Annotated in this window: 21 protein-coding genes; 8 read left to right on the forward strand and 13 right to left on the reverse strand. The window is 68.7% G+C overall.

Annotated features, from left to right (window positions below; genetic code table 11):
- Nucleotides 1-126 precede the first annotated feature (126 nt).
- Nucleotides 127-903, forward strand: a complete 777-nt coding sequence (locus NS4_RS29030) for a metallophosphoesterase (protein WP_063062676.1) — start codon at nucleotides 127-129, stop codon at nucleotides 901-903.
- 6 nt (nucleotides 904-909) lie between these two features.
- Here the strand turns inward: NS4_RS29030 and NS4_RS29035 are convergent, their stop codons facing one another.
- Both NS4_RS29035 and NS4_RS29040 read right to left on the reverse strand, forming a co-directional pair.
- A complete protein-coding gene (locus NS4_RS29035; protein WP_063062677.1) occupies nucleotides 910-1,962 on the reverse strand; it encodes an AraC family transcriptional regulator in 1,053 nt (350 codons plus the stop codon).
- 41 nt (nucleotides 1,963-2,003) lie between these two features.
- On the reverse strand, nucleotides 2,004-2,918 hold the full coding sequence (locus NS4_RS29040) for a cation diffusion facilitator family transporter (RefSeq protein ID WP_281220050.1): 915 nt from the start codon (nucleotides 2,916-2,918) through the stop codon (nucleotides 2,004-2,006).
- Nucleotides 2,919-3,136: 218 nt separating this feature from the next.
- Between NS4_RS29040 and NS4_RS29045 the strand changes: the two genes are divergently transcribed.
- Nucleotides 3,137-5,281, forward strand: coding sequence for an ABC transporter ATP-binding protein (locus tag NS4_RS29045; RefSeq protein ID WP_063062690.1), 2,145 nt, complete (start codon nucleotides 3,137-3,139; stop codon nucleotides 5,279-5,281).
- Entirely contained in the window at nucleotides 5,278-6,012 is a 735-nt protein-coding gene (locus NS4_RS29050; RefSeq protein ID WP_063062679.1) for a CbiQ family ECF transporter T component, read from the forward strand. The genes NS4_RS29045 and NS4_RS29050 overlap by 4 nt, the downstream gene beginning before the upstream one ends.
- Before the next feature lie 6 nt (nucleotides 6,013-6,018).
- On the opposite strand, the gene NS4_RS29055 is transcribed toward NS4_RS29050, so the two are convergent.
- The 6 genes from NS4_RS29055 to NS4_RS29080 form a co-directional block, all read right to left on the reverse strand.
- Nucleotides 6,019-6,201 carry an antitoxin gene (locus NS4_RS29055; RefSeq protein ID WP_063062680.1) on the reverse strand — a complete coding sequence of 61 codons (183 nt, stop codon included), beginning with the start codon at nucleotides 6,199-6,201 and terminating at the stop codon, nucleotides 6,019-6,021.
- Between the two features lie 85 nt (nucleotides 6,202-6,286).
- On the reverse strand, nucleotides 6,287-8,509 hold the full coding sequence (locus NS4_RS29060) for an ATP-dependent DNA ligase (RefSeq protein WP_063062681.1): 2,223 nt from the start codon (nucleotides 8,507-8,509) through the stop codon (nucleotides 6,287-6,289).
- Between the two features lie 50 nt (nucleotides 8,510-8,559).
- Nucleotides 8,560-8,838: an antitoxin gene (locus tag NS4_RS29065; protein ID WP_063062682.1), complete on the reverse strand. Its 279-nt coding sequence runs from the start codon at nucleotides 8,836-8,838 to the stop codon at nucleotides 8,560-8,562.
- Nucleotides 8,839-8,872: 34 nt separating this feature from the next.
- On the reverse strand, nucleotides 8,873-10,018 hold the full coding sequence (locus NS4_RS29070; RefSeq protein WP_063062691.1) for an MBL fold metallo-hydrolase: 1,146 nt from the start codon (nucleotides 10,016-10,018) through the stop codon (nucleotides 8,873-8,875).
- Entirely contained in the window at nucleotides 10,018-10,743 is a 726-nt protein-coding gene (locus NS4_RS29075) for an enoyl-CoA hydratase (RefSeq protein ID WP_063062683.1), read from the reverse strand. The genes NS4_RS29070 and NS4_RS29075 overlap by 1 nt, the downstream gene beginning before the upstream one ends.
- A gap of 148 nt (nucleotides 10,744-10,891) precedes the next feature.
- Nucleotides 10,892-11,749, reverse strand: a complete 858-nt coding sequence (locus tag NS4_RS29080) for an aldo/keto reductase (protein WP_063062684.1) — start codon at nucleotides 11,747-11,749, stop codon at nucleotides 10,892-10,894.
- 117 nt (nucleotides 11,750-11,866) lie between these two features.
- On the opposite strand from NS4_RS29080, the gene NS4_RS29085 reads away from it, so the two are divergent.
- A complete protein-coding gene (locus NS4_RS29085; protein WP_084487825.1) occupies nucleotides 11,867-12,145 on the forward strand; it encodes a helix-turn-helix transcriptional regulator in 279 nt (92 codons plus the stop codon).
- Nucleotides 12,142-12,690, forward strand: a complete 549-nt coding sequence (locus tag NS4_RS29090; RefSeq protein WP_063062686.1) for a hypothetical protein — start codon at nucleotides 12,142-12,144, stop codon at nucleotides 12,688-12,690. Before NS4_RS29085 ends, NS4_RS29090 begins: the two co-directional genes overlap by 4 nt.
- 255 nt (nucleotides 12,691-12,945) lie before the next feature.
- Here NS4_RS29090 and NS4_RS29095 read toward each other — a convergent pair whose 3' ends face one another.
- The 4 genes from NS4_RS29095 to NS4_RS29110 form a co-directional block, all read right to left on the reverse strand.
- Nucleotides 12,946-14,496: an acetyl-coenzyme A carboxylase carboxyl transferase subunits beta/alpha gene (locus NS4_RS29095; RefSeq protein WP_063062687.1), complete on the reverse strand. Its 1,551-nt coding sequence runs from the start codon at nucleotides 14,494-14,496 to the stop codon at nucleotides 12,946-12,948.
- A 73-nt stretch (nucleotides 14,497-14,569) separates the two neighbouring features.
- Nucleotides 14,570-15,172 (reverse strand): GTP-binding protein, encoded by a 603-nt coding sequence (locus tag NS4_RS29100; protein WP_174372388.1) that lies wholly within the window; start codon nucleotides 15,170-15,172, stop codon nucleotides 14,570-14,572.
- Entirely contained in the window at nucleotides 15,153-15,527 is a 375-nt protein-coding gene (locus tag NS4_RS29105) for a DUF742 domain-containing protein (RefSeq protein ID WP_030522783.1), read from the reverse strand. Before NS4_RS29105 ends, NS4_RS29100 begins: the two co-directional genes overlap by 20 nt.
- 7 nt (nucleotides 15,528-15,534) lie before the next feature.
- Nucleotides 15,535-15,948 carry a roadblock/LC7 domain-containing protein gene (locus NS4_RS29110; RefSeq protein WP_030522784.1) on the reverse strand — a complete coding sequence of 138 codons (414 nt, stop codon included), beginning with the start codon at nucleotides 15,946-15,948 and terminating at the stop codon, nucleotides 15,535-15,537.
- A gap of 186 nt (nucleotides 15,949-16,134) precedes the next feature.
- Here NS4_RS29110 and NS4_RS33030 point away from each other — a divergent pair, with 186 nt between their 5' ends.
- Nucleotides 16,135-16,365: a hypothetical protein gene (locus tag NS4_RS33030; RefSeq protein WP_218020424.1), complete on the forward strand. Its 231-nt coding sequence runs from the start codon at nucleotides 16,135-16,137 to the stop codon at nucleotides 16,363-16,365.
- A gap of 309 nt (nucleotides 16,366-16,674) precedes the next feature.
- Here the strand turns inward: NS4_RS33030 and NS4_RS29115 are convergent, their stop codons facing one another.
- Nucleotides 16,675-19,539, reverse strand: coding sequence for an ATP-binding protein (locus tag NS4_RS29115; RefSeq protein ID WP_218020426.1), 2,865 nt, complete (start codon nucleotides 19,537-19,539; stop codon nucleotides 16,675-16,677).
- A 389-nt stretch (nucleotides 19,540-19,928) separates the two neighbouring features.
- Here NS4_RS29115 and NS4_RS29120 point away from each other — a divergent pair, with 389 nt between their 5' ends.
- A complete protein-coding gene (locus tag NS4_RS29120; RefSeq protein ID WP_063062688.1) occupies nucleotides 19,929-21,875 on the forward strand; it encodes an AMP-binding protein in 1,947 nt (648 codons plus the stop codon).
- 93 nt (nucleotides 21,876-21,968) lie between these two features.
- Nucleotides 21,969-22,367, forward strand: coding sequence for a hemophore-related protein (locus NS4_RS29125; RefSeq protein ID WP_063062689.1), 399 nt, complete (start codon nucleotides 21,969-21,971; stop codon nucleotides 22,365-22,367).
- Nucleotides 22,368-22,383 lie beyond the last annotated feature (16 nt).

The following is a 22,383-nucleotide window of genomic DNA, read 5'->3' on the forward strand; positions in this document are numbered from 1 at the left end:
GAAAGCGCATGAGCGAAGCTCGAGTCTCGAGGCCGAAACGGCGAGACCAAGGGGGCCTCGACCCCGCGGCGCCGAAGGCGCCGCCAATAAACACAGAGGCGCCGCAAATGAACACAGGAGCATCCGATGATCTTGGTGGCTCAGGTCAGCGATACACATTTCGATCTCGGCACCCGTAATACCGAACGCGCGCAGCGGGTCATGGCCTATCTCGCGGATCTGCAGCGGCGGCCCGATGTCATCCTGGTGACCGGCGATATCACCGATTCCGGGAAACCCGAGGAGTACGCCGAGGCGCGGGCGGCGCTGCAGGCCGACCTACCGGTGCTCGCGATTCCGGGCAACCATGACGAACGGGCGGCGTTCCGGGAGGTGCTGCTCGGCACTCCCCCGAGCGACGACACGGTCAACCAGGTGCACCGGGTCGGCAGTGTGACCCTGATCCTGCTCGACTCCAGCGTTCCCGGGCAGTCCGGTGGGCGGCTGACCGACCAGACCTACGACTGGCTGCGCGCGACCCTCGCCGATACTCCCGCCGACGATGCCGTGCTGCTGGCGCTGCATCATCCCCCGGTTTTCCTGCACAGCCCCATCGTGGACCCCATCGCGCTGACCGAGCCGGAGCGGCTGGCCGCGGTCATCGCCGGCGACGAGCGGATCATCGGGACGGTGACCGGGCACGCGCACTCCGCCGCCGTCGCCACCTTCGCCGGTCGGCCGCTGCTCATGGGCCCGAGTACCGCCTCGGTACTGGGCGGTGAATGGGAACTCGCCCCGCCCGAGCGGGTGATGGACTACGCGCCGGACCCGGCGATAGCGCTGCACGTCGTCGACGACGAACATCGGCTGATCACGCATTTCCGCAGCGTCCCGATGGGCGGCTGGATCGGTACGCCGTTCTGACCCGGTTCAGTGCCGGCCCGCCCGGGCCCGCCGGTAGGCGGCGGGGGTGCCGCCGGTCCAGCGCCGGAACGCGTAGATGAAGGTCGAGGCCTCCGCGTAGCCGAGCCGGATCGCCACATCGCTCACCGACAACGGGGTGGTGGTCAGCATCTCCTCCGCCAGGGCCTGGCGTACCTCGTCGAGCAGGGCCCGATAGCTGGTACCGGCCGCGTCGAGATGCCGCCGGAGGGTGCGGGTGCTCATGTTGAGGTCGGCGGCCACGGTGTCGATACCGGGCGGCGCGGTGAGACCGTCCATACCGCCGCGAGGCACCAGTCGCGCGCGCACCTCCGCGGCGATACCGGTCCGCGCCCGCCGCCGGTGCACCAGGTCGCGACACTGCGCCAGGCAGATGGCCAGCGTGTGTTCGTTTGCCTGCGGTAACGGTTGGTCCAGGATCGCCGGATCGACGGCCAGCAGGTTGTGCGGCCGGCCGAACCGCGGCCGCGCCCCGGTCACCTCTGCGATCCGGTCTGCGTAGGCCGGTTCCGGGAATCGGAATTCGGCGCGCAGCAAGGTCAGGTGCCGGCCCAGCAAATCGCTCATCACCTGGAGCATGGCCGTCACATCGCGCTCCACCAGGAACTGGCGGACGTCGGCGGGCACCGATTCGTCGTGGATGCGGCCGATGAATTCACCGTGCTCCCACTGGGTCACCGGCAGGCAGAAAGTGAAGCTCAGTTCGAGGTAGCGCAGGATGAAATCGATCGCCTCGGCCAGGGTGGGGCTGCTGACACAGGCGAAGCCGAAGATGCCGAAGGTGGTGATGCGGTAGCGCCGGCCCACCTCGATACCCATGCCGGGACGGTCGAGTTCGCGGACCAGGTTGCGTACCACCGCGAGTTCGGTGTGCGCGTCGATCTGGGCGTCCGGATCGCGCAGCCGGGCTTCGGTGAGATCGGTACCACGCAGCAGTGCGGTGGTGGGAACTCCGTGCTCCGCGCCGTATGCGGCCATGAGCGCGACACTGGCGACTCCCCGCGGGAAGTCCCAATCCCGGATCGAGGGACGTTGCACCATGTCGACATTATGGCCGGATATCTCGATTGATCGTTACGCGGTCACCAGGACAGCTCCGCGCACCGGCGGGCGGTATCGGTGGTCTCCACCTGAAGCGTCGCGTGGTGGATGTGAAAGCGGTCGGCGAGCAGGCGCTGGGCCGCGCGCAGGATCTCGTCACGGGAATCGGATCCCGTGGTGGTGATATGGGCCGAGGCGACCTCCATACCCGAGGTCAATGTCCAGACGTGCAGGTCGTGGACATCGCAGACCCCGGGGACCGCGGCCAGTTCGGCCGCCACCTTCTCGACGTCCAGCTCTTCGGGACTGTGCTGGAAGAGAATGCGCAGCGAGCGCCGGGCCAGCAGATAGGTCCGGGGCAGCACCCACAGGCCGATGGCGACGCCGACGATCATATCCGCGTAGAGCCAGCCGGTGGTCAGCGTGATCGCGGCGGAGAGCAGGACACCGAACGAGCCGACCATATCCGCCAGCACCTCGAGATAGGCGCCGCGCACATTGAGGCTCTCCTCGGCCCCGCGCCGCAGCAGCAGGAAAGCCGCGATATTGGCCAGCAGGCCGATGGCACCGGCGGCCAGTACCGGCCCACCGGGCACCTCCGGCGGTTCCCCGAACCGGCGCAGCGCCTCGATCAGTACGTACCCGGCGACCGCGAACAGCAGGACTGCGTTGGCGAGTGCGGCGATCACTTCGGCCCGGTAGTAGCCGAAGGTGCGGGTGTAGCTGGGCCGGGTGTTGCGGGCGAGCATGATGGCCGACAGAGCCATGGCGATGCCCACGACATCGGTGAGCATATGGGCGGCGTCCGACAGCAGCGCCAGCGAACCGGTGGCCAGTGCTACCACCAGTTCGATCAGCATGAATCCCAGGCCGATGGCCAGCGCCGCCCCCAGGCGGCCGACATACTTCCCGGAGGCGCTCTCCGGTGATATGTGATGCGTATGATCATGTCCCACGGGACAAACATATGCGTCAATGCGCATGCTTGCAATACCGTCGATTCGCGCCCACGCGCCCGGCTGGCAGACTCGAGTACGTGAGTGACCAGTCCGCGACCCCCCGCCCCGGCGACCCTGGTGCCGGCGCACCAGGGTTCGGCACGACCGGGTCCGGCAGCGGGCACGGCGGAAACGACCACGACACCGCGTCGCGCCCGTCCGGGCGCGACAGTGCGCTGCGCCCGTCCGGGCGCGACAGTGCGCTGCGCCCGATCGAGCTCGCCACCGGCGCGGTACTCGGCGGCGTCACCGTCGGGCTGGTGACCGTCGGCGCCGTGATCCCGTTCGCGGCCGCCCTGCAGCTGGTCGCGGCCGTGCCCATGGGCCTGCTCGCGCACCGCTACCGATTCCGGACCGTGCTCACCGCCTCGATCTCGGCCGCCCTGGTCACCTTCGTGGCGGCCGGCCTCACCGCCGCCATGGCGATGGTCGCCACCGCCACCATCGGCGGCATCGTCGGCACGGTCAAACGCCGCCACGGCGGTATCGTCGCGGTCACCGGGTTATCGGTGCTCGCCGGCGTCGCCTGGGGTGCTTTCTCGGTCGGCTTCCTGCTGGCCTTCTCGGCCACCCGCGACCTGCTCTTCGACACCGTCCGCAACACCGCGACCGGCCTGGCCGAACTCACCTCCCGCCAGCAGCACTTGGAACCGCTCGGCCGCGGTGTCTTGCACATCACCGATGTGGTCCTGCAGTGGTGGTGGGTCTACATCGGCGGCACCGTCCTGGTCGGAACCGTGGTCACGGCGCTGGTCTCCTGGTTTGTGCTCGGTTCCGTCCTGGACCGTCTCACCTGGCTCCCTGGCACCGACCGCCTCGACGCCCCCGCCGACGACCGCCCGATCGCTCCCCTGCCGGTAACCCTGCGCGCGGCCGGATACCGCTACCCCGGTGCCACCGCCGACGCGTTGACCGGAGTCGACCTGCGGGTCGAGGTCGGCGAGTTCGTCGCGGTCGTCGGCCACAACGGGTCGGGTAAATCGACCCTCACCCGCTTGCTGGCAGGTCTGCCGCCGAGCACCGGCGCGGTCGAGCGACCCGGGTCCGCCGGACTCGGCCATCTGGGGGGAACGGCGCTGGTCCTGCAGCGGCCGGAGAGCCAGACGCTGGGTGTGCTGGTCGCCGACGATGTGGTCTGGGGGCTGCCCACCGCCCTCGCGGCCGAGGTGGATATCGATGCCCTGCTCCACGAGGTCGGTCTGGAGGGAATGGGCGACCGGGAGACCGCCACCCTGTCCGGCGGCCAGCAGCAGCGACTGGCGGTCGCGGCGGCACTGGCCCGGCGCCCGGCCCTGCTCATCGCCGACGAGGCCACCTCCATGATCGACCCGGACGGCCGCCGCGAACTGGTGACGCTGCTGGCCGGACTGCCGAAACGGCATGCCATGGCCGTCGTCCTGGTGACCCATCACGAAGCCGACGCCGACGCCGCCGACCGGGTGGTGCACCTGACCGCCGGGCGGATGGTCGACCGGCTGCCGGCCTGGCCGAAACCGGCCCGTGCCCAGCGCCGCCGCCCCATGGGCGAGACACTGCTCGAACTGCGCGGGGTCCGGCACACCTACAACCGCGGCACACCATGGGAGGCGCCCGCGCTGCACGGTGTCGACCTGTCGGTCCGCCGCGGGGAAGCGCTACTCGTGGTAGGCGGTAACGGGTCCGGGAAATCGACCCTGGCCTGGATCATGGCCGGACTCATCGCACCCAGCACCGGACGCTGCGAACTGGCCGGCAAACCGGTCAGCAAACAGATCGGGCGGGTGGAACTGGCCTTCCAGCACTCCCGGCTGCAGTTGCAACGGCATACCGTCGGCGAGGAGATCGCCGACTGGGGCGGCGATGGCACCGGATCGGGCACTGTGGGCAAAGCGCTGGACGCGGTGGGCCTGGACCGCTCCCTGACCACCCGCTCCATCGAGGAACTCAGCGGCGGTCAGGCCAAACGGGTGGTGCTGGCCGCTATCGTCGCCGCCCACCCGCAGGTGGTGGTGCTCGACGAACCACTGGCCGGGCTTGACCCCGAAGGCCGCGCCGATATCGTCGAGCTACTGGCCCGGCTGCGCGATTCGGGGCTCACGCTGATCGTCATCTCCCACGATGTCGAGGATGTGGCGGTCATCTGCGATCGCACCGTCCACCTGAGCGCGGGCCGTATCCCGGAGACCGAGACGGCGGCGGCCGCCGCGCCCGGGACGGAAGCCGACACCACACCCATCCCGGTCGTCCACCCGCCCGGCCCGGCGCACGGTCGGACCCCTGGTGCCGCCTGGCGGTTGCGCGGCGGCGACGCCCACGGTATCGACCACGGAGGCATCCGATGAGCACCGTCCTGCTGCGCCGGGTCCCGGTGGCCAGCCCGGTCCACAACCTGTGGGCCGGTACCAAGATGATCGGCGCGTTCCTGATCAGCCTGCTGCTGATGGTCCTGCCGAGCTGGCCGATCCTCGGCATCATGATCGTGTTCCTGATCGCGATCGGTCTCGTGGCCCGGCTGCCGCTGGGGGTTCTGCCCCGCCTGCCGATGGTGTTCTGGCTGCTGATCGCGTTGGGCGCGCTGATCAATGTGCCCGTCGGCGGGGCGGCCGTACTGCGCTACGCGCAGGTGGTGGTGTTCGGGCTGATCCTGGTCGCCGCGTCCATGCTCATCGCCTGGACCACCCCCATGAGCGAAATCGCTCCCGCCCTGGCCACTCTCGGCCGTCCGCTGCGCCGGCTGCGCGTACCGGTGGACGAACTGGCCGTGGTGGTGGCACTGACCCTGCGCGGTCTACCGCTGCTGCTCGAGGAGATCCGAATCCTGCGCGCCGCCCGCCGCCTGCGCCCCAAACCCGATCTGCTGCACCGCACCACCGACCCGGTCATCGATATCCTCACCGCCGCCATGGCGGTATCCACCCGCCGGGCCGGCGAACTGGGCGAAGCGATCACCGCCCGGGGCGGGACGGGTCAGCTCACCGCCCGCCCGGCCGCCCCGGGCCGCAACGACGCCTTCGCGCTGTTCATCGTGGTAGCGGTATGCGCCGCAGCCCTGCTGGTGGAGATCCTGCTGTAAGAGGTTCTACTTCTTCTGGTCGCGTACGGCCTTGCGGGCCGCCTCCTGCGCCTTGTCCACCTGGCTCGCGTATTTGCCGCCGGTCTTCTTGTCCACCGCGTCGCCGACCTTCTCGATCAGCGGGTCGACCTTGTCGGCGTTCTTACGCGCCAGACCCAATGCCTTGTTCGCCAGGCCCTTGAAATCCATCTCGTACTCCTTGTCCGAACTCGCTCGAACATCACAGTACCCAGCGGATTCGACGCGCGGGCAACATCACCGGCGGCGACGGCGGTCACAGTTCGCCAAGCCACGCCGGGTGCCAGAGCCGGCCGGTTTCGGTCCAATCCATATAGCGCACCGAGCCTTGCACCTTCGGCGTCACCCAGATCGCGTCACGGCGTTCGTCGGCCGACAGGTCGTCGACGAACGGACTGGTCTTGCGTTCCAGCCGGTGCAGCCGTGCCGCCAGCTCGCGCATACCCGCGTCCCCGAACCCGGTGCCCACCCGTCCCGCGTACACCAGACCGTCCTCGGCGGGAATGCCCACCAGCAGGGACGCGAAAGGGCGGGCACGGCTGCGTCGCATTCCGCCGACCACCACCTGCTGGGTCCGCCAGTTGCGTTGCTTCACCCAGGTCTTGGCGCGCGTCCCGGGCAGGTACACCGAATCGACCTTCTTGGCGACGACTCCTTCCACCCCGTCCTGTTCGCTCTGCCGCACCGCGTCGGCGCCGCTGCCCTCGTACGGCGGTGGCACCCGCAGCGCAGGCGCTGTCGCGGCGAGTGCCTCCAGGACCCGGCGACGGTCCCGGTAGCGTTTGCGCAGCAGCGAAGTGCCGTCCAGATAGAGCAGATCGAAGGCCACGAATTCCGCGCGCCGCGGGTTCGCTTTCAGCAGTGCGACATTCACCGCGCCATGCGGGTCGCAGACGATGATCTCCCCGTCCAGTACCACCTGGTGCCCGTCCAGGTCGGCGGCCAGCTCCGCGAGCTGCGGATACTGCGCGGTCACATCGTTGCCGGTCCGGCTGCGCAGCCGGAACTCACCCGCTTCGATCTCCACGATCAGCCGGAAGCCGTCCCATTTGCGCTCGAACACCCACTCCGATTCCGGTAGCGCCGCCACGTCACCGCTGGTGGCCGCCATGGGCATCAGACCGCGCGGGAGATCGGCAGCGGAGGCCGGCTGCTCTTTCATCAGGTGCATGAGCCATTGATCGCCCTCGGTGCGGATCAGCGCGTACCGGCCTTTGCACCGCGTCCCGCGCAACACCACGATCACCTCGTCGTCCCGCCACTTCTCCGCGTGGTAGGTACCGGTGTCCCATACCGTCATCTCCCCCGCGCCGTACTCCCCCACGGGTATGGTCCCGTGGAAATCCAGATACTCCAGCGGATGGTCCTCGGTGTGCACAGCGAGCCGGTTCTGGCGCGGGCTGTCCGGTGGCCCCTTGGGCACCGCCCACGAAACCAGGACACCCTCCCGTTCGAGCCGCACATCCCAGTGCAGGCGGCGCGCGTGGTGTTCGTGGACGACGAACCGATCCCCCGGGCCGCTCCGGGGCGATTCGGCGGGTACCGGTTCGGGGGTACGGGCCGGGTCCCGCATGGACCGGTACTTCGTCAGGGCATCGTCGAGCGGTGGGTCCAGACCGGCGAGCAGGTCACCGTCGGACCGATAGCGGCGCAGCACCTCGTCGAAACGCAACTGCCGCAGCGTCGCCCCGTCCTCGATCTCGTCCCAGCTGCGTGGCGCCGCGGCATTCGGTACCTCCCGGCCGCGCAGGGAGTAGGGCGCGATCGTGGTCTTCGCCGGATTGTTCTGGCTCCAATCCAGGAACACCTTCCCGGCGCGAACCTTCTTCGCCATGGTGGCGGTCACCAGGTCGGGCAGCAGTTTCTCCAGATTCTCCGCCACCTGTTTGGCCACCGTCGACGCACCGCCCGGGCTGAGCGTGCGATCCAATGGAACGTAGAGGTGGATCCCTTTGCTGCCGCTGGTCAGCGGGTAGGCGCGCATCCCGATCTCGCCGACCATATCCCGGATGCCCAGCGCCACCCGCGCGCATTCGCCCAGCCCCGCGCCCGGGCCGGGATCGAGATCGAATACCAGCCGGGTCGCCGGACCGCGCTCGTCACCGTGGAAGCGCCACTGCGGCACATGGATCTCCAGCGCGGCCTGCTGCCCCAGCCAGACCAGCCCCGCCTGGGAGGAGATCACCGGGTAGGTCACCGCCCGGTCGGAATGCCGCTGGGTGCGGCGCGGCACCCAGGACGGGGTGCCGGCGGCCAGGTTCTTCTCGAAGAACGAGGACGCGCCGACACCGTTGGGCCAGCGTTTGCGGGTGACCGGCCGGCCCGCCATATGCGGCAGCATGGCCGGGGCGATCTCGGCGTAGTACTCGAGCACCTCACCCTTGGTGGTGCCGGTCGCCGGATACAACACTTTGTCCGGGTTGCTCAGCCGGACCTCGATATCCGGCTGTCCCGGCTCGCCTCCGAAACTCCGACGCACCCCGGATCACATCCGCGGGCGGAAAACCCCGTTCGGCGCCGCGCCGTATCTCACGGACGCGTTTCCGGGCCCGGCCCGCCGGTCGGGCCCGGCCCACCGGGTCGGCCCGGACCACCGGGTCGGCCCGGACCACCGCCCGGATGCTCCGGCGGAATCACCTTGCGGGCGGCTTCCTTACCCTTCTGGATCTTGTCCGAATACTTGCCTTTGGTCCTCTGGTCGAGGAAATCGCCGGCCTTGTCGACCGCCTGGTTGATCTTGTCCGAATTCTTGGCAGCTGTCTCCTGCCCCTTGCCGACCAGATTCTTCAGGTTTTCCATCAAGCTCATAGCCGATTCCTTCCCTGTCACTGTGCGGAAGTGTTCACTCCATATCTTCCCACCACCGGCGCCCCGGCGGGAGGTCGCGCAGATCGAGCCGCTGCCCGGGTACCGGTACCGCGATCTCGGTACCCGCCGCCGCGGCCGCGTCCACCAGTCGATGGACCGGTTCGACCCAGGGATGGGGCGCGAGGTTGAACGTCGCCCAATGTATCGGCACCAGTACGCCGTGCTCCGGTTCGCCGAGGCACAGATCGGCGTGTGCGCGCACCGCCTCCTCCGGGTTCATGTGGATATCGGCCCAGTGCGGGTCGTAGGCGCCGATCGGCAGCAAGGTGAGATCGAACGGACCCCACTGCGCGCCCGTGGCCGCGAACGCCTTGGTGAAGCCGGTATCCCCACCGAAATAGGCGCGATGTTTCGGGCCCACCAGCGCCCAGCCCGCCCAGAGGGTGGTGTTGCGGACCAGTCCACGACCCGAGAAATGCCGGGCCTCGGCACAGACGATGGTGAGTTCGGGACGGTCACCGTCGGCCGCGGACAGCGAATACGAACAGTTCCAGTCCAATTCGACGATCCGCGCCTCGGGCACGCCCCAGTGCCGCAGATGCGCGCCCACACCGATCGGCACCACGAAAACCGACTGCTGGGTGCGGATCAGCGTGGCGATGGTGTCGGCGTCGAGGTGGTCGTAATGGTCGTGTGAAATGACCACCGCGTCCACCCGCGGCAACTCCTCCAGCGCCACCGGGACGGGATGGATGCGCGACGGGCCGACCAGCCGGGAAGGCGAGACCCGCTCGCTCCACACCGGGTCGGTGAGCACCCGGTATCCGTCGATCTCGATCAGCGCGCTGGCATGCCCGTACCAGGTGACCGCGAGATCGGCGGCCACACCCGGCGGCTCGGTACGGGCCAGCGGCACCGCGCCCTTCGGCCGGCCCGCGCGCATACCGGTCACCATGGACAACAGCCCGGTCGGGTTCTCGCGCACGACGATCGGGGACGCGGGTTCGGTGTTGTGGAACTGGCGGTCGCGATAACTGCGCGCGCCCGTGGCGGTGGGCGCGATCGCGGAGACGGACGCGCCGAGCGCGGCCGGTAATCCGTCCAGGGCTCGGGCCACCCAGCCGAAGACGGTCATTCCGGCCAGACCGGCCGCCGCGGCGGCGACAGTGCGGGCCTTCATCATTTACCCACAAACTTGGCGGGACGCTTCTCCTGCCGGGCCTGCCTGCCCTCTTCCGCGTCCGCGCTGGACCATGCCGCCTCCAGAGCGGACTGCTGTTCGCGGTTGGCCGGATCCCGGGTGCCGTCGTCGTTGAGTTCGAGCTTCAGGTGCCGCAGCGACAGCGGCGCGAGCTCGGCGATGGTTTTCGCCCAGCCCTGGGCGTCGGCCACCGTGCCGAGCCGATTCGCGAATCCGAAGGTGTAGGCGTCGGTGGCCGAGATCGGCTCGGCGGCGAGCAGCACTGTTCGGGCGGGGCCGCCACCGAGCAGCGATACCAGGCGGCGCGTGGTCCAGCGGTCCACCGTGATGCCCAGTTTCGCCGCCGGTATGGCGAGGTAGGAGTCCTGGGCCATCACCCGCAGATCCGCCGCCATCGCCAATTGCACACCCGCGCCCAGTGCCGGGCCGTTCAGCGCCGCGATCACCGGAACCGGCATGGCCTCGACCTCGTGCAGCATGTCCAGCAGAGCGTCGAGGAACTCGGTGGAGTACACACCGTCCAGATCCGCGCCCGCGCTGAACACCGAGCCGCTACCGGTGATCACGATCGCCCGGGAATCGAGGCGGGCATTGGACAGCGCCTCCCGCAACCGGGTGACCAGGTCCAGGTTCAGCGCGTTACGCCGTTCCTCGCGCTGTAGTTCGATGGTGACGACGTCGCCGTCACGGCTGACCCCGAGCATGTGTGTCCTTCCCCGCTGAACGAATTCCGATCCAACCGCCGAAACGAGGCGCTACTGCCCACTCTGCCACAGCAGCGCTACTCGCCCCGGGAAGGCGACACGGCTCATGGCCGCCCGGCCGGCGGCCGCGCGGCTACCGGTGCCCGGTTCAGTTCTCCAGGCCGAAAGCGAAAGTTTCCGGGTCGGCTCCCGTCCGGGACCCGGAGTTCAGCGCGGAGATCGCCTGTACCTGATCGGCCGACAACTCGAACCCGAGAATGTCGAAGTTCTCCACGATCCGGGCCGGTGTCACCGATTTCGGGATCACCACGTTGCCGAGTTGCAGATGCCAGCGGATGATCACCTGCGCCGGTGTGCGGTCCACCTCACCGGCGATCCGGGTGATCACCGGATCGTCGAGGACCGTGCCTTGGCCGAGCGGGCTCCACGCCTCCGTGGCGATGGCGTGCTCGGCGTGGTATTCGCGCAGTTCGGGCTGCGTCAGCCGGGGGTGCAACTCGATCTGGTTCACCGAGGGGGTCTCCCCGGTTTCGGCGATGAGCCGCTCCAGGTCGGGGATGCGGAAGTTGGAGACCCCGATGGAACGAACCCGGCCGTCTGCCTTCAAGCGCTGGAACGCGCGGAAGGTGTCCACGAAACGGTCCGCGGCGGGCACGGGCCAGTGGATGAGATACAGGTCCAGGTAGTCGAGCCCGAGCCGCCGCATACTCGCGTCGAACGCGCGCAGCGTGGAGTCGTAGCCCTGGTCGGCGTTCCACAGTTTCGTGGTGACGAAGACCTCGTCGCGGGGTAGGCCGAACTGCCGGATGGCACGCCCGGTGCCCTCTTCGTTCTCGTAGATCGCCGCGGTGTCGATACTGCGGTAGCCCGCGTTCAGCGCGGCGGTGACCGTGTCGAACACCTGGTCCGCCGGAACCTGGAACACCCCGAAACCGAGCTGTGGGATCAGGCTGCCGTCGTTCAACACGATCGGAGGAACTACACCGGTCTCACGTCTAGTGGTCACCGCCTCGACGGTAGAAGCGCTTCGGCGGCAGGTCAACGAACTACCGCTCCGTGTCCATCGCTCACCCTGCTGCGTATCTACTTGACATATTGTTGTGTTTTTACAACACTTCATTGTGTGAGCCCAGTAAGGCGCGGGGAAACGCTACCGATCTTCAATCGGATCGCAGTACTGCGGGCCGAATACCGGATGTCGCGAGCCGCCCTGGCCGAAGCAGTGAACGTCAACCCGCAGACGATCGGCGCGCTCGAACGCGGTAACCACTACCCCAGCCTGGACCTCGCCCTGCGGATATGCGAGGTGTTCCGGCTGCCGGTGGAAGCGGTGTTCTCCCGAACCGAATTCACTCCCCTATCGACCGAGCTGTACTCCCGCGAGAAAGGACAGCAGCCATGACCGCCACCACCGAACCGACCACCCTGCTCGACCGATACCAGGCCTACCGCGTGCGGCGCTGGCTCGTACGGGAGAAACAGATCGCCGGAATGCTGCCGGGCTGGCGCACCACCCGGCGCCGCCGCGCCCTGGTGGTCCTGGTGATCGCCTCGCTCGCCGTGCTCTTCGCCAGCGGCCTGCTCTGTGCGTTCGGATTGGAATGGGCGTCACTGTTCGCCGGCCTCGGCGCGCTGGCCTTCGTGCCCTCCTGGACGATGCTGCGGATCGTCTCGCAGGCCCAGGACAACGCACCGGCCGAAACCCTGGACGAACTGGAGTTCGCCCAGCGAGAGGGGGCCCGGTCGTTCGGCCTGACCGTTACCCAGTGCCTGACGGTCTTCCCGATGATGTATCTCGTCTGGGGCGGCGCGTTGTTCCCCGAAGCGGACGCTTTCCGCACTGCCTACGCCGGCGGCGTGATGGTCCTGGCGACCTTGCTCGCCGGCGGCTGCGCTCCCGCGATGATCCTGGGGTGGAACCGATCCGAGCCCGAACCGGAGAACTGATCGTCGCCCGCGGCACAGCGATTCCGGCCACCGCTTCCTCGTCGGTCCGGGCGTTCGGCCCACCACGGAGCCGGATATCCGGAAAGCTCCGTCGACAGCGGTCGCCCACTCCCTGGTTCCCTCATTCCGGATCGATTGCGCATATTTCGCTTGCGCGGAATTCGCTGGATCCAAAACCGACGGTCCCGCAACCGGAACCGGCGTCATCCACGGACCCGGCCACCGGAACCCGATCGCTGTGGGATATCGGAAACCTCAGCCGGTACCCGGTTCCCTCGGCCGACCGATCCCGCCACTTCGGGGCGGCACTCCCAGTCGGCGATAGCGACGCTGCCGGGCCACCTGCCGTTCGGCGGGTGACTGCGCGCTCAGCCCCTCGAGCTCCGCGGCGATCGCCGCGACAGCGCGGCACGCGAATTCGACCGGCTCGTCCGCGGCATCGGGATATTCCGGCACGATACGGTCCACGATCCCGTCGGCCAGCAGATCCGCCGACCGGATACGTTGGGCGGCGGCCAGTTCCGGCGCGTGGCCGGTATCGCGATGGACGATCGCGCTGGCGCCCTCCGGCGGTAGCGGTGCGAGCCAGCCGTGGGTGGCGGCCAGCACCCGGTCCGCGGGCAGCAGGGCGAGCGCGCCACCGCCGGTCCCCTGCCCGAGCAGTACCGAAACCGTCGGGGTGTCCAGCGTCACCAGATCGGCCAGGCACCGGGCGATCTCGGGAGCCAGACCCCGCTCCTCGGCCTCCTTGGAGAGCGCGGCGCCGATCGTATCGATCACCAGGACCAGCGGAAGCCGCAGTTCGGCCGCCAATTGCATACTGCGCCGCGCTTCCCGTAGCGCGGCCGGGCCCATGGTGTGCTCGGGGTCCTGATGGGCGCGGTCGTGGCCGAATACGACGCACGGCCTGCCGTGGAAGCGCGCGAGGGCCAGCACCACGGTGCGATCCGCTTCCCCCTGACCGGTACCACTGAGCGGCACCCGCTGCGTGGTCCGGCGGAGCAGTTCACGCAACCCCGGACGGTCCGGCCGCCGGGAAGCGAGGACCGACTCCCAGGCCCCCGCGACGGGCCCGGTCTTCCGCAACGCCAGCTCGGTACGAGGATCCGGCGCGCCGGGTGTGCGCACCGAACCGCTGAAAACGCTCAGCGCGCGATGGGCGATACGCCGAAACACCGGGACCTCGACGACCCCGTCGATGACGCCGTTGCGGTACAGGTTCTCGGCGGTCTGCACACCGTCGGGAAACGGATGACCGTAGAGCGCCTCGTATACCCGCGGTCCGAGGAAACCGATGAGCGCGCCCGGCTCGGCGAAGGTGATGTGGCCCAGCGACCCCCAGGAGGCGAAAACACCGCCCATGGTGGGATTGCGCAGGTACACGATGTAGGGATGACCGGCCGATTTGTGCGCCGCCACCGCCCCGGCGATCTTCACCATCTGCACGAAGGCGAGGGTGCCCTCCTGCATCCTGGTACCGCCGGAGGTCGGGGAGGCGACCAGCGGCAGCCCCAGTTGGGTGGCGTGTTCGACCGCCGTGACGATCCGCTCGGCCGCGGCGACCCCCACCGAACCGGCCAGGAACCCGAACTCACAGGCGATAACCGCGATCCGGCGGCCCCGTAACAATCCCTCGCCGGTGAGCACCGACTCGTCGGTTCCCGCCGCCGCGCTCGCCCGGGCCAGCGCGGACCGGTAGTCACCGGTCCGCGCCACATCCAGGGGCGCGCAATCCCAGCTCACGAAGGAACCCGGATCCAGCAGCGCCTCGAGCAGTTGCCGGGAGCCGATTCGCGACGAGGTCATCCGAGCCGCCCCCGGGCGCCCGGCACCACAACTGTCCACACCGGCACATCGACCAGTATGACGGGCAGCCCGATCAGTAGCCTCGGGTGACCTTCTGCAGCGCGTACTCGGTCAACCGCACCAGCGCCTCCTTGGCCGGTTCCCGGCGGCGCGCGTCGATCGGCATGATCGGCACATCGGCCGGCACGGCCAGCGCCTGCCGGATGTCCTCGATCGGATACTGCGGGGCGTCGTCGAACTGGTTGAGCGCCACGAGGAACGGCAGATTGCGCGCCTCGAAGTAGTCGACCGCCGCGAAACTGTCCTCCAGCCGCCGGGTGTCGATCAGCACGACCGCGCCGATCGCACCGCGGATGAGGTCGTCCCACATGAACCAGAAGCGGTACTGGCCGGGAGTGCCGAACAGGTACAGCACCAGATCCTCGGCCAGGCTGATCCGGCCGAAGTCCATGGCCACCGTGGTGGTGGATTTGCTCTCGATACCCGCGAGACTGTCGATCCCGGCGCTGGCGTTGGTCACCAGAGCCTCGGTTCTCAACGGGACGATTTCCGAAACTGCCCCCACCAGCGTCGTTTTGCCCACGCCGAACCCACCTGCGACCACGATCTTCGCCGAAGTCGGCTTGGTCTGGCGGGTATCGACCTGTGCCGTCGAATCATATACGCCGGAGTCCACTGAGAACCCTTTCGATCAGCTCGCGACGTTCATCGTCGCTGGAATCGTCTTTCAATGTCGCCGAAACGCGGACATGCCCGGCTTCGATCAGGTCCGCTACAAGTACACGCGCCACCCCGATCGGTATACCCAGTCGAGCCGCTAGTTCGGCGACCGACGGCGACTCCCTGCACAACTCGACTATCGAGTTTTCGATATTGCTCAGTTCGTACTGGCGTTCGAGCGAAATGGGATGGGACGCGACGAGAGCCTCGAGCGCCAACTCGACCTTCGGCCGGGTACGACCGGCGGTCAGCGAGTACGGGCGCACGAGACTGGGCTCGGAGCCTCCCACGCGGTGATCCTCTATGTCCATCCCACCATCAGGAACCCATCGTGACGCGTGGGGTGGCCTGAACTGTCTGGCCTACGCGTTCGACCAACAAAGCCATCTCGTAGCCGACCTGTCCGATATCGCAGGACGTATTGGTCAGGACCGCGAGATAGGACCCGTCGCCCACCGCCATCAGCAGCAGGTAGCCGTGCTCCATTTCGACGACGGACTGCAGAACCGTGCCGCCTTCGAACAGATTGGACACACCCACCGAGAGACTCGCCAGTCCGGCCGTGACCGCCGAGAGCTGCTCGGCCCGGTCGACCGGTAGTTGGGCACTCGCCGCCATCAGCAGGCCGTCGGCCGAGACCAGAACGGCATGGGCTACGCCAGGAACCTCGCCTGCGAAGTTCGAAACCAGCCAATCCAACTGACGGTTCGTACCACCTAGTTCGGGGTTCATCGGTCTCCTTTGTCTCCGGTTAGGTTCATTGCTCGCATTGCACGGCCATCCCGAACACCTTGCTGGTGCCGACTCAAACTAGACCGGATCGTTTCGGGATTGCGACTCGGCGTCCGATCCTGGGCGCCGCTGACAGCGCCGGGGACCAACCGGACGCCCGGGTTACGCTGCGGCAGACCGGCCGCGGTGCGGGTTTCGGGTTCGGCTTCGCTGGCCCGCCGAGCCGCCGTCCAGCCCTCGTCACCCGGGGAGTCGAAGGACGCGACGGCCTGGGATCGATCGGAGTCCGAATCCGACAGCCATGCCGACATCATCTCCGCGAAGATGGGCGTTCCGCCCAGCACGCTGTCGGTCTCCTCGGCCGGCTGCAGCCGGGTCTGGAAGAAGGACGCCGTTTTCGCCGGATTGGACTTGTAGCTGTGCCGTCCGGGTTCCCGGGCGGAGGCCGGCCCCTCGGTGGGCTCGGTCGCCCGCGGCAGAGCGACACCCGGCGGGTTGTCGAACCGCTCGGCGGTGTATCCGCCCGGTTCCCGGCGCGGCAGGCCGCCCGGTGCGCCCGTCTGCGGCGGCCGGCCCGGTGCCGCGGTGTCCCGCCGCGGAAGCGCGTTCGAATTGTCCCGGCCCGGCAACGTGTCCCGGCCCGGCAGGCCGTTACCCGCCGGGGCTCCGCGTTGCGGCAGCCCGCCACCGGATGTGGGGCGCTGCGGCAGTCCATTGCCCGCGGGCTCACGCCGTGGCGGCGCTCCGGGCGCCGGTCGCTGGGTGGGCAGTTCGCCGGAGGTTTCCCGGGCCGGCAATCCGGCGTCGGCCGCCGGACGACGCTGGGCCGGGAGCTCGCCGGAGGTTTCCCGCTGCGGCAGCCCGGGGGCGCCGCCGGGGTCCCGCCGGGTGGGCAGGCCACCGGAAGCCGGATCGGTCGCCGGGCGTGGTTCGGTTCCCGCCGGGCCGGCCGGCCGCGGCCGGGCCGCGCTGCGGCAGCGACGCGGAACCGTTGTCGCGGGCAGGGGCACCGTTGGTGCCCGGGTCCCGCTGTGGCAGTCCGCCCGGCCGATGCTGACCGGGCTGACGGGTGGGCAGACCGGCGGGACGCGGCGCCGCGGCGGTCTCCGAGGCGGTTTCGGTGGGGCGTTCGTCCGCCGGACGGGCCGGTGCCGCGTCCCGGCGGCTACCGGGCGCTCCGTTCGCGCCGGGCTGCCGCTGCGGCAACCCGCCCGGACCCGGCTGCGGGGCACCGGCGGTGCCGGGCTGCCGCTGAGGCAGCCCGCCGGGGCCGGTCTTGGTCTCCCGCGGCGGCGGACCCCCCGGGGCCGATTCGCCCGGGGTACGCGGTGGCAGGGTGGGTGTGGTGCCGCCGCCCCCCGGGCCCAGATTGCGTTTGGGCAGACTGGCCGCGGCGAGTTTGCCGCGCTGGGCGGTACTGCCCGCACTGGCCTCGCGAAGACTGGTGGTGCCCTCGCCCTCGCGTGTGCCGCCGGCCATCGCGCTGCCGGGCTGCCGCTGCGGCAGCCCGCCCGCGCCCAGTGGCGCGGGAGCGGCCGGACGCTCCGGCGGCTTGGGCCGTTCGACGACCGGCAGTGGTCCGCTCATACCGGGATCGACGGTCACCATCATGTTGCCGGCGGCCGTACGGCTGATTCCGCGGGTCTGCATCGACGGCCCGCCCGGCGCATTGCGCAGCGCGGCCGCGGCGGCCTCGTCGGGCGACTGTTCCGGCTTCTTCTTCGCGGTGTCGTTCGGTACGACGGCCTGCGGCCCGGAACCGGTCGCCAGCGGCAGGATCTGGGTCTCCCCGGCGACGATCAGGCTCATCGGCACGTGCACGGTGACGGTGACACCCGGATCGCGCGCGGTATCGAAGGTCGGCCGCAGCCGCACATTGAGACCGTGTCGTTCCGCGAGCCGGCCCACCACGAACAGGCCCATGTGGCGGGCGGTGTCCGGACCGGGTTCGGCGGTGCTCTCCAGCCGGCGGTTGATCTCGGCCATCTCGCTCGGCGGCATACCGATACCGCGGTCGGCGACCTCGATGAGCAGACCCTGATCGTGTGCCTGGGCGAAGGTGAACTTCACATCCGTTTCCGGCGGCGAAGCACGCAGGGCGTTGTCCAGGAGCTCGGCGAACAGGTGCGCCATATCGGAGGCGGCCGGTTCGATCAGCGCACCGCGCGGGGTGGCGCCGAGCTTGACCCGCTCGTAGTCCTCCACCTCGGAGATCGCGGCGCGCAGCACATCGGCGATCTCGACGGGCGCGGATTTGGCGCGACGCTGTTTGGTACCGGCGAGAATCAGCAGGTTGTCGCCGTTACGGCGCATACGCGCGGCGAGATGGTCGAGCCGGAAGAGGTTCTCCAGCAGCCGCGGATCCTTCTCGTCGTACTCCATCGCCTCGATGAGGCTGAGCTGGTGATCGACGAGTGATTTACTGCGGCGCGCCAGGGTCTCGAACATATCGTTGACCTGGGAACGCATTTGCGCCTGGTCACTGGCCAGGCGCAGCGCCTGCCCGTGGATATCGTCGATCGCGCGCGCGAGCTGGCCGATCTCCTCCTCGGACCGGATGGGCATCGGTTCGAGGGGCACTTCCTCCGGCGCGGCACCGGTGCGGAGCTGGGCGACCTCGTCGGGCAGATCGCTTTCGGCCACCCGCAGGGCGGCCAGGCGCAGCCGGTGCAGCGGCACGATCATCGACCGGGCCACGAACACCGCGAGCAGCAGGGCCGCCAGAATCGTCAGCAGCACGACGATGGAGTACACGACCGCGTCGGAGAGGGCCTGATCGGCCATTTTGCGCACACCGTCGTCGATCGAGGCGGTGGCCTCGGCGATCAGTTTGTCGGTGGTCGCGGTGCTGTCCAGCAGCGACTGCCGGGCCTCGCCCAGCGGCAGCCGGCCGGCCTGGGCCTCGGGGCTCTCCAGCATCGCGGCGCGGCTGTCGATGCCCTGGCGCAGGATCGCGATATCCGGATCCTCGGCGTTGTAGCGCTGGCTCAGGATGTTCAGCAGGGCGCGTTCGGTGTTGGTCGCGGTGCGGTAGGCCTGCTCGCCGGATTCCTGGTTGCGCAGCAGTTCGGCCGCGGCGGTGATCTCACCGACCATGGTGGACCGCAGATTCAGCGCGTCGACGAGGCGGAGCTTGGCCGGGTCGATCGATGCGTCACCGATCTCCCCGAGAATGGCCTCCACTGTCCGGACACCGGCGTTCCGGGCCTTGTCGAGTGCCTGCACGGCCTGATCGGGCGGCAGATTGGACGGGGTTATCCCGCCGGCGCGCACTTCCTTGGCCTGGTCGATCATTTCCGAGAGCGCCTGTCGCGCCACCGGTAGATCGTCGAGTTCGCCGAGGGCCGATTCGGCCCCGGCGATCGCCTTGTCGAGGGTGGTCAGATCCTCCTCGGTGGCCATCGAGCGATTCGGCGCGAGCGCGATCGCCCGGGAACCGGAAACCGCGGACGAGGCCGTGCTGAGTTCGAGCACGGAAGGAACGATGCTGACGTTCTCGGAAGTAGAACCCAGCCGGTTCGCGTTGCTCCATTCCGCCGAAATCCTGGACACGCCGAGCCCGACCGCGACCGCCAACGGCACAGCCAGCACGGCCGTAACCTTCCAGCGAAGGTCCCAGTTACTCAGCGCCCAGCGCTTCGTGCCGGACCTAGCGGCGTCACGCATTCCCACTCACTTTCCAACCTGGCCCCAGCCATGCACCATCAGCGGAACTCCACACTCGCATAGTGGCTCGACGGGTGGAGCTGCCCGTGGGTCGCGGCTGACCGAGAAATTGCGTCTACGACGGACCGAATTTGTGTCATCAGATTCTAACGGATCAATAACTTCTTGGTGTACTCAGCCCGGGTTCACGCACATTGACCAGCCGGTTACAGACATAAGCCATGGTCGCGACACCCGTCGGGGGGTCGCGTGAAGTCTGCCACAATCGTGCTGATCTATCGAGGCGAGGATTGCTGCGAGGCTAGGGAGCACGGGTGAACGCGAGGAACGAGTATCGACCGGTCTATCAGACCAGCCTGGTCGATCCCGCCGAGTTCTGGACCCGCGCCGCCTCGGCCGTCGATTGGGATGTGCCCCCTGAGCAGGCGCTCGACACCGATCGCCGGGCTCCACGATGGTTCCCCGGCGCTCGGCTCAATACCTGCTACAACGCGCTCGACCGTCATATCGAAGCCGGCCGGGCCGATCAGGCGGCACTGATCTACGACTCGGCGATGACCGGCAGCACCCGCGTCTACAGCTATGGCGAACTTCGCGACGAGGTCGCGAAATTCGCCGGCGCCATGCGTGATCTCGGAGTGACCGCCGGTGACCGGGTCGTGATCTATCTGCCGATGATTCCCGAGGCCGTGGTCGCGATGCTGGCCTGTGCCCGGATCGGAGCCGTGCATTCGGTGGTTTTCGGTGGATTCGCCGCCCCCGAACTCGCCGCCCGCCTCGACGATGCCGAACCCGTCCTGATCGTGACAGCGTCAGGGGGACTGGAACCGAACCGGACCATCGCCTACCCGCCCATTGTGGACGAGGCCCTCGAACTGGCCGGGACCACCGCGCCGCACACCGTGCTGGTGAAACAGCGCGCGGACTTTCCGGCGCACAACCACGACGGACAATCCGCTGTCGGCGCCGCGGTGCGGTGGCTGGACTGGGATGCCGTGGTCCGCGACGCCGAGCCCGCGGCGCCGGTATCCGTCGCGGCGACCGACCCGCTGTACGTGCTGTACACCTCCGGAACAACCGGCAAGCCGAAGGGCGTGGTCCGCGACAACGGTGGTCACGCCGTCGCCCTGACCTGGTCTATGCGCAATATCTACGATGTCGGCCCGGGGCAGGTCATGTGGGCGGCCTCCGATGTGGGCTGGGTGGTCGGCCACTCCTACATCGTCTACGCCCCGCTGCTGGCCGGCGCCACAACGCTGCTCTACGAGGGCAAACCGGTGGGCACACCGGATGCCGGCGCCTTCTGGCGGGTGGTGGCCCGGCACCGGGTGCACACGCTGTTCACCGCGCCGACCGCCCTGCGCGCCATCCGCCGCGCCGACCCCGCCGCCGCCTACGCCCGCGACTACGACCTCAGTTCGCTGCGTTCGCTTTTCTGCGCAGGTGAACGGCTCGATCCCGCTACCTACCGGTGGGCCGCGGACACACTGCTCGCCGACCGCACGGACTGCCCCGTGGTCGACCACTGGTGGCAGACCGAAACCGGTTGGCCCATCTGCGCCAACCCCCTCGGGCTGCAGCGATTGCCGATCAAACCGGGTTCGGCCTCGGTGCCGGTGCCCGGCTACCGGCTGCGAGTGCTGGACTCCTCCGGCAATCCCGTGGCCGCGGGCACCGAGGGCAATATAGTCATCGGCCTGCCGCTGCCTCCGGGCGCGCTCACCGGCCTGTGGCGCGACGACGAGCGCTACCTGCGGTCCTACCTGTCGGCATATCCCGGCCATTTCCTCACCGGCGATTCCGGCTATTTCGACGAGGACGGTTACCTGTTCGTCCTCGGCCGCAGTGACGACGTGATCAATATGGCCGGGCACCGCCTTTCCGCGGGCAGTATCGAAGCGGCTGTGGCCGGGCACGAAGCCATTGCCGAATGCGCGGTGATCGGTCTGCCCGACGAACTCAAAGGGCAACGTCCCATCGCTTATGTCGTTCTCAAAGCCGACGCCGTCGTCGACCCCGAAACATTGCGCGACGAATTGACCGAACGCGTCCGCAAACAGATAGGGCCCGTCGCCGGCCTGTACGACGCCGTTGTGGTACCCGCCCTGCCGAAAACCCGCTCCGGCAAGATACTGCGCAAAACCATCCGTCAGATGACGGCGGGCGAAAACTACGAAATCCCCTCCACCATCGAAGATCCCACCGTCCTGGACGAACTCGCCCGAATCGTGCGGCCCGCACAAAACTCAAACTCCTCTTAAGGAAACCTCAGAGGCCCGCCAAGGCAGCGCAATACGGTCTGAGGCAGTCCACGAGCCCTGCTCGACACGACACGGTAGGAGGCAGTAACTCCCATGGCCCACACGACGACTCGGCTTCGCCGCACACTCGGCCCCATCACCCTCACCCTGGGCGCGGCCGCCGCGGTCACCGCGCTCCTGAGCCCCGCGGTCGCCGCCGCGGCACCGACCGATTTCGCCGAACCGTTGATCACCAGCGACTGCTCCTTCGCCCAGATCGATGCCGCGCTGCACGACCAGGCCCCGGAGCTGGCGTCGATGCTGGACAACAATCCCGACCTGAAGGCGCAACTGCAGAGCAAGTTCGATCAGCCGGTCGAACAGCGCCGCGCGGAACTGCAGCAGTACATCGACGAGAACCCCGAAGCGGCCCAGCAGGCCGAGAACGATCCCCGGACCGAGCAACTCCGGACGACCCTGCAAGGCGTCGCCGACACCTGCCACAACTACTGAATTTATGGCGCCGCCT

It is taken from the genome of Nocardia sienata NBRC 100364 (assembly GCF_001613205.1).
Classification (GTDB): Bacteria; Actinomycetota; Actinomycetes; order Mycobacteriales; family Mycobacteriaceae; genus Nocardia; species Nocardia sienata.

Excerpts from the sequence above, each read along its gene's own strand:
- NS4_RS29055 (WP_063062680.1), bottom strand. The coding sequence starts at position 6,201 with ATGGATTTCAAGGGCCTGGCGAACAAGGCATTGGGTCTGGCGCGTAAG.
- NS4_RS29035 (WP_063062677.1), bottom strand. The coding sequence starts at position 1,962 with ATGGTGCAACGTCCCTCGATCCGGGATTGGGACTTCCCGCGGGGAGTC.
- NS4_RS29065 (WP_063062682.1), bottom strand. The coding sequence starts at position 8,838 with ATGAGCTTGATGGAAAACCTGAAGAATCTGGTCGGCAAGGGGCAGGAG.
- NS4_RS29090 (WP_063062686.1), top strand. The coding sequence starts at position 12,142 with ATGACCGCCACCACCGAACCGACCACCCTGCTCGACCGATACCAGGCC.
- NS4_RS29030 (WP_063062676.1), top strand. The coding sequence starts at position 127 with ATGATCTTGGTGGCTCAGGTCAGCGATACACATTTCGATCTCGGCACC.
- NS4_RS29050 (WP_063062679.1), top strand. The coding sequence starts at position 5,278 with ATGAGCACCGTCCTGCTGCGCCGGGTCCCGGTGGCCAGCCCGGTCCAC.
- NS4_RS29070 (WP_063062691.1), bottom strand. The coding sequence starts at position 10,018 with ATGAAGGCCCGCACTGTCGCCGCCGCGGCGGCCGGTCTGGCCGGAATG.
- NS4_RS29075 (WP_063062683.1), bottom strand. The coding sequence starts at position 10,743 with ATGCTCGGGGTCAGCCGTGACGGCGACGTCGTCACCATCGAACTACAG.
- NS4_RS29110 (WP_030522784.1), bottom strand. The coding sequence starts at position 15,948 with ATGAACCCCGAACTAGGTGGTACGAACCGTCAGTTGGATTGGCTGGTT.
- NS4_RS29095 (WP_063062687.1), bottom strand. The coding sequence starts at position 14,496 with ATGACCTCGTCGCGAATCGGCTCCCGGCAACTGCTCGAGGCGCTGCTG.
- NS4_RS29105 (WP_030522783.1), bottom strand. The coding sequence starts at position 15,527 with ATGGACATAGAGGATCACCGCGTGGGAGGCTCCGAGCCCAGTCTCGTG.
- NS4_RS29125 (WP_063062689.1), top strand. The coding sequence starts at position 21,969 with ATGGCCCACACGACGACTCGGCTTCGCCGCACACTCGGCCCCATCACC.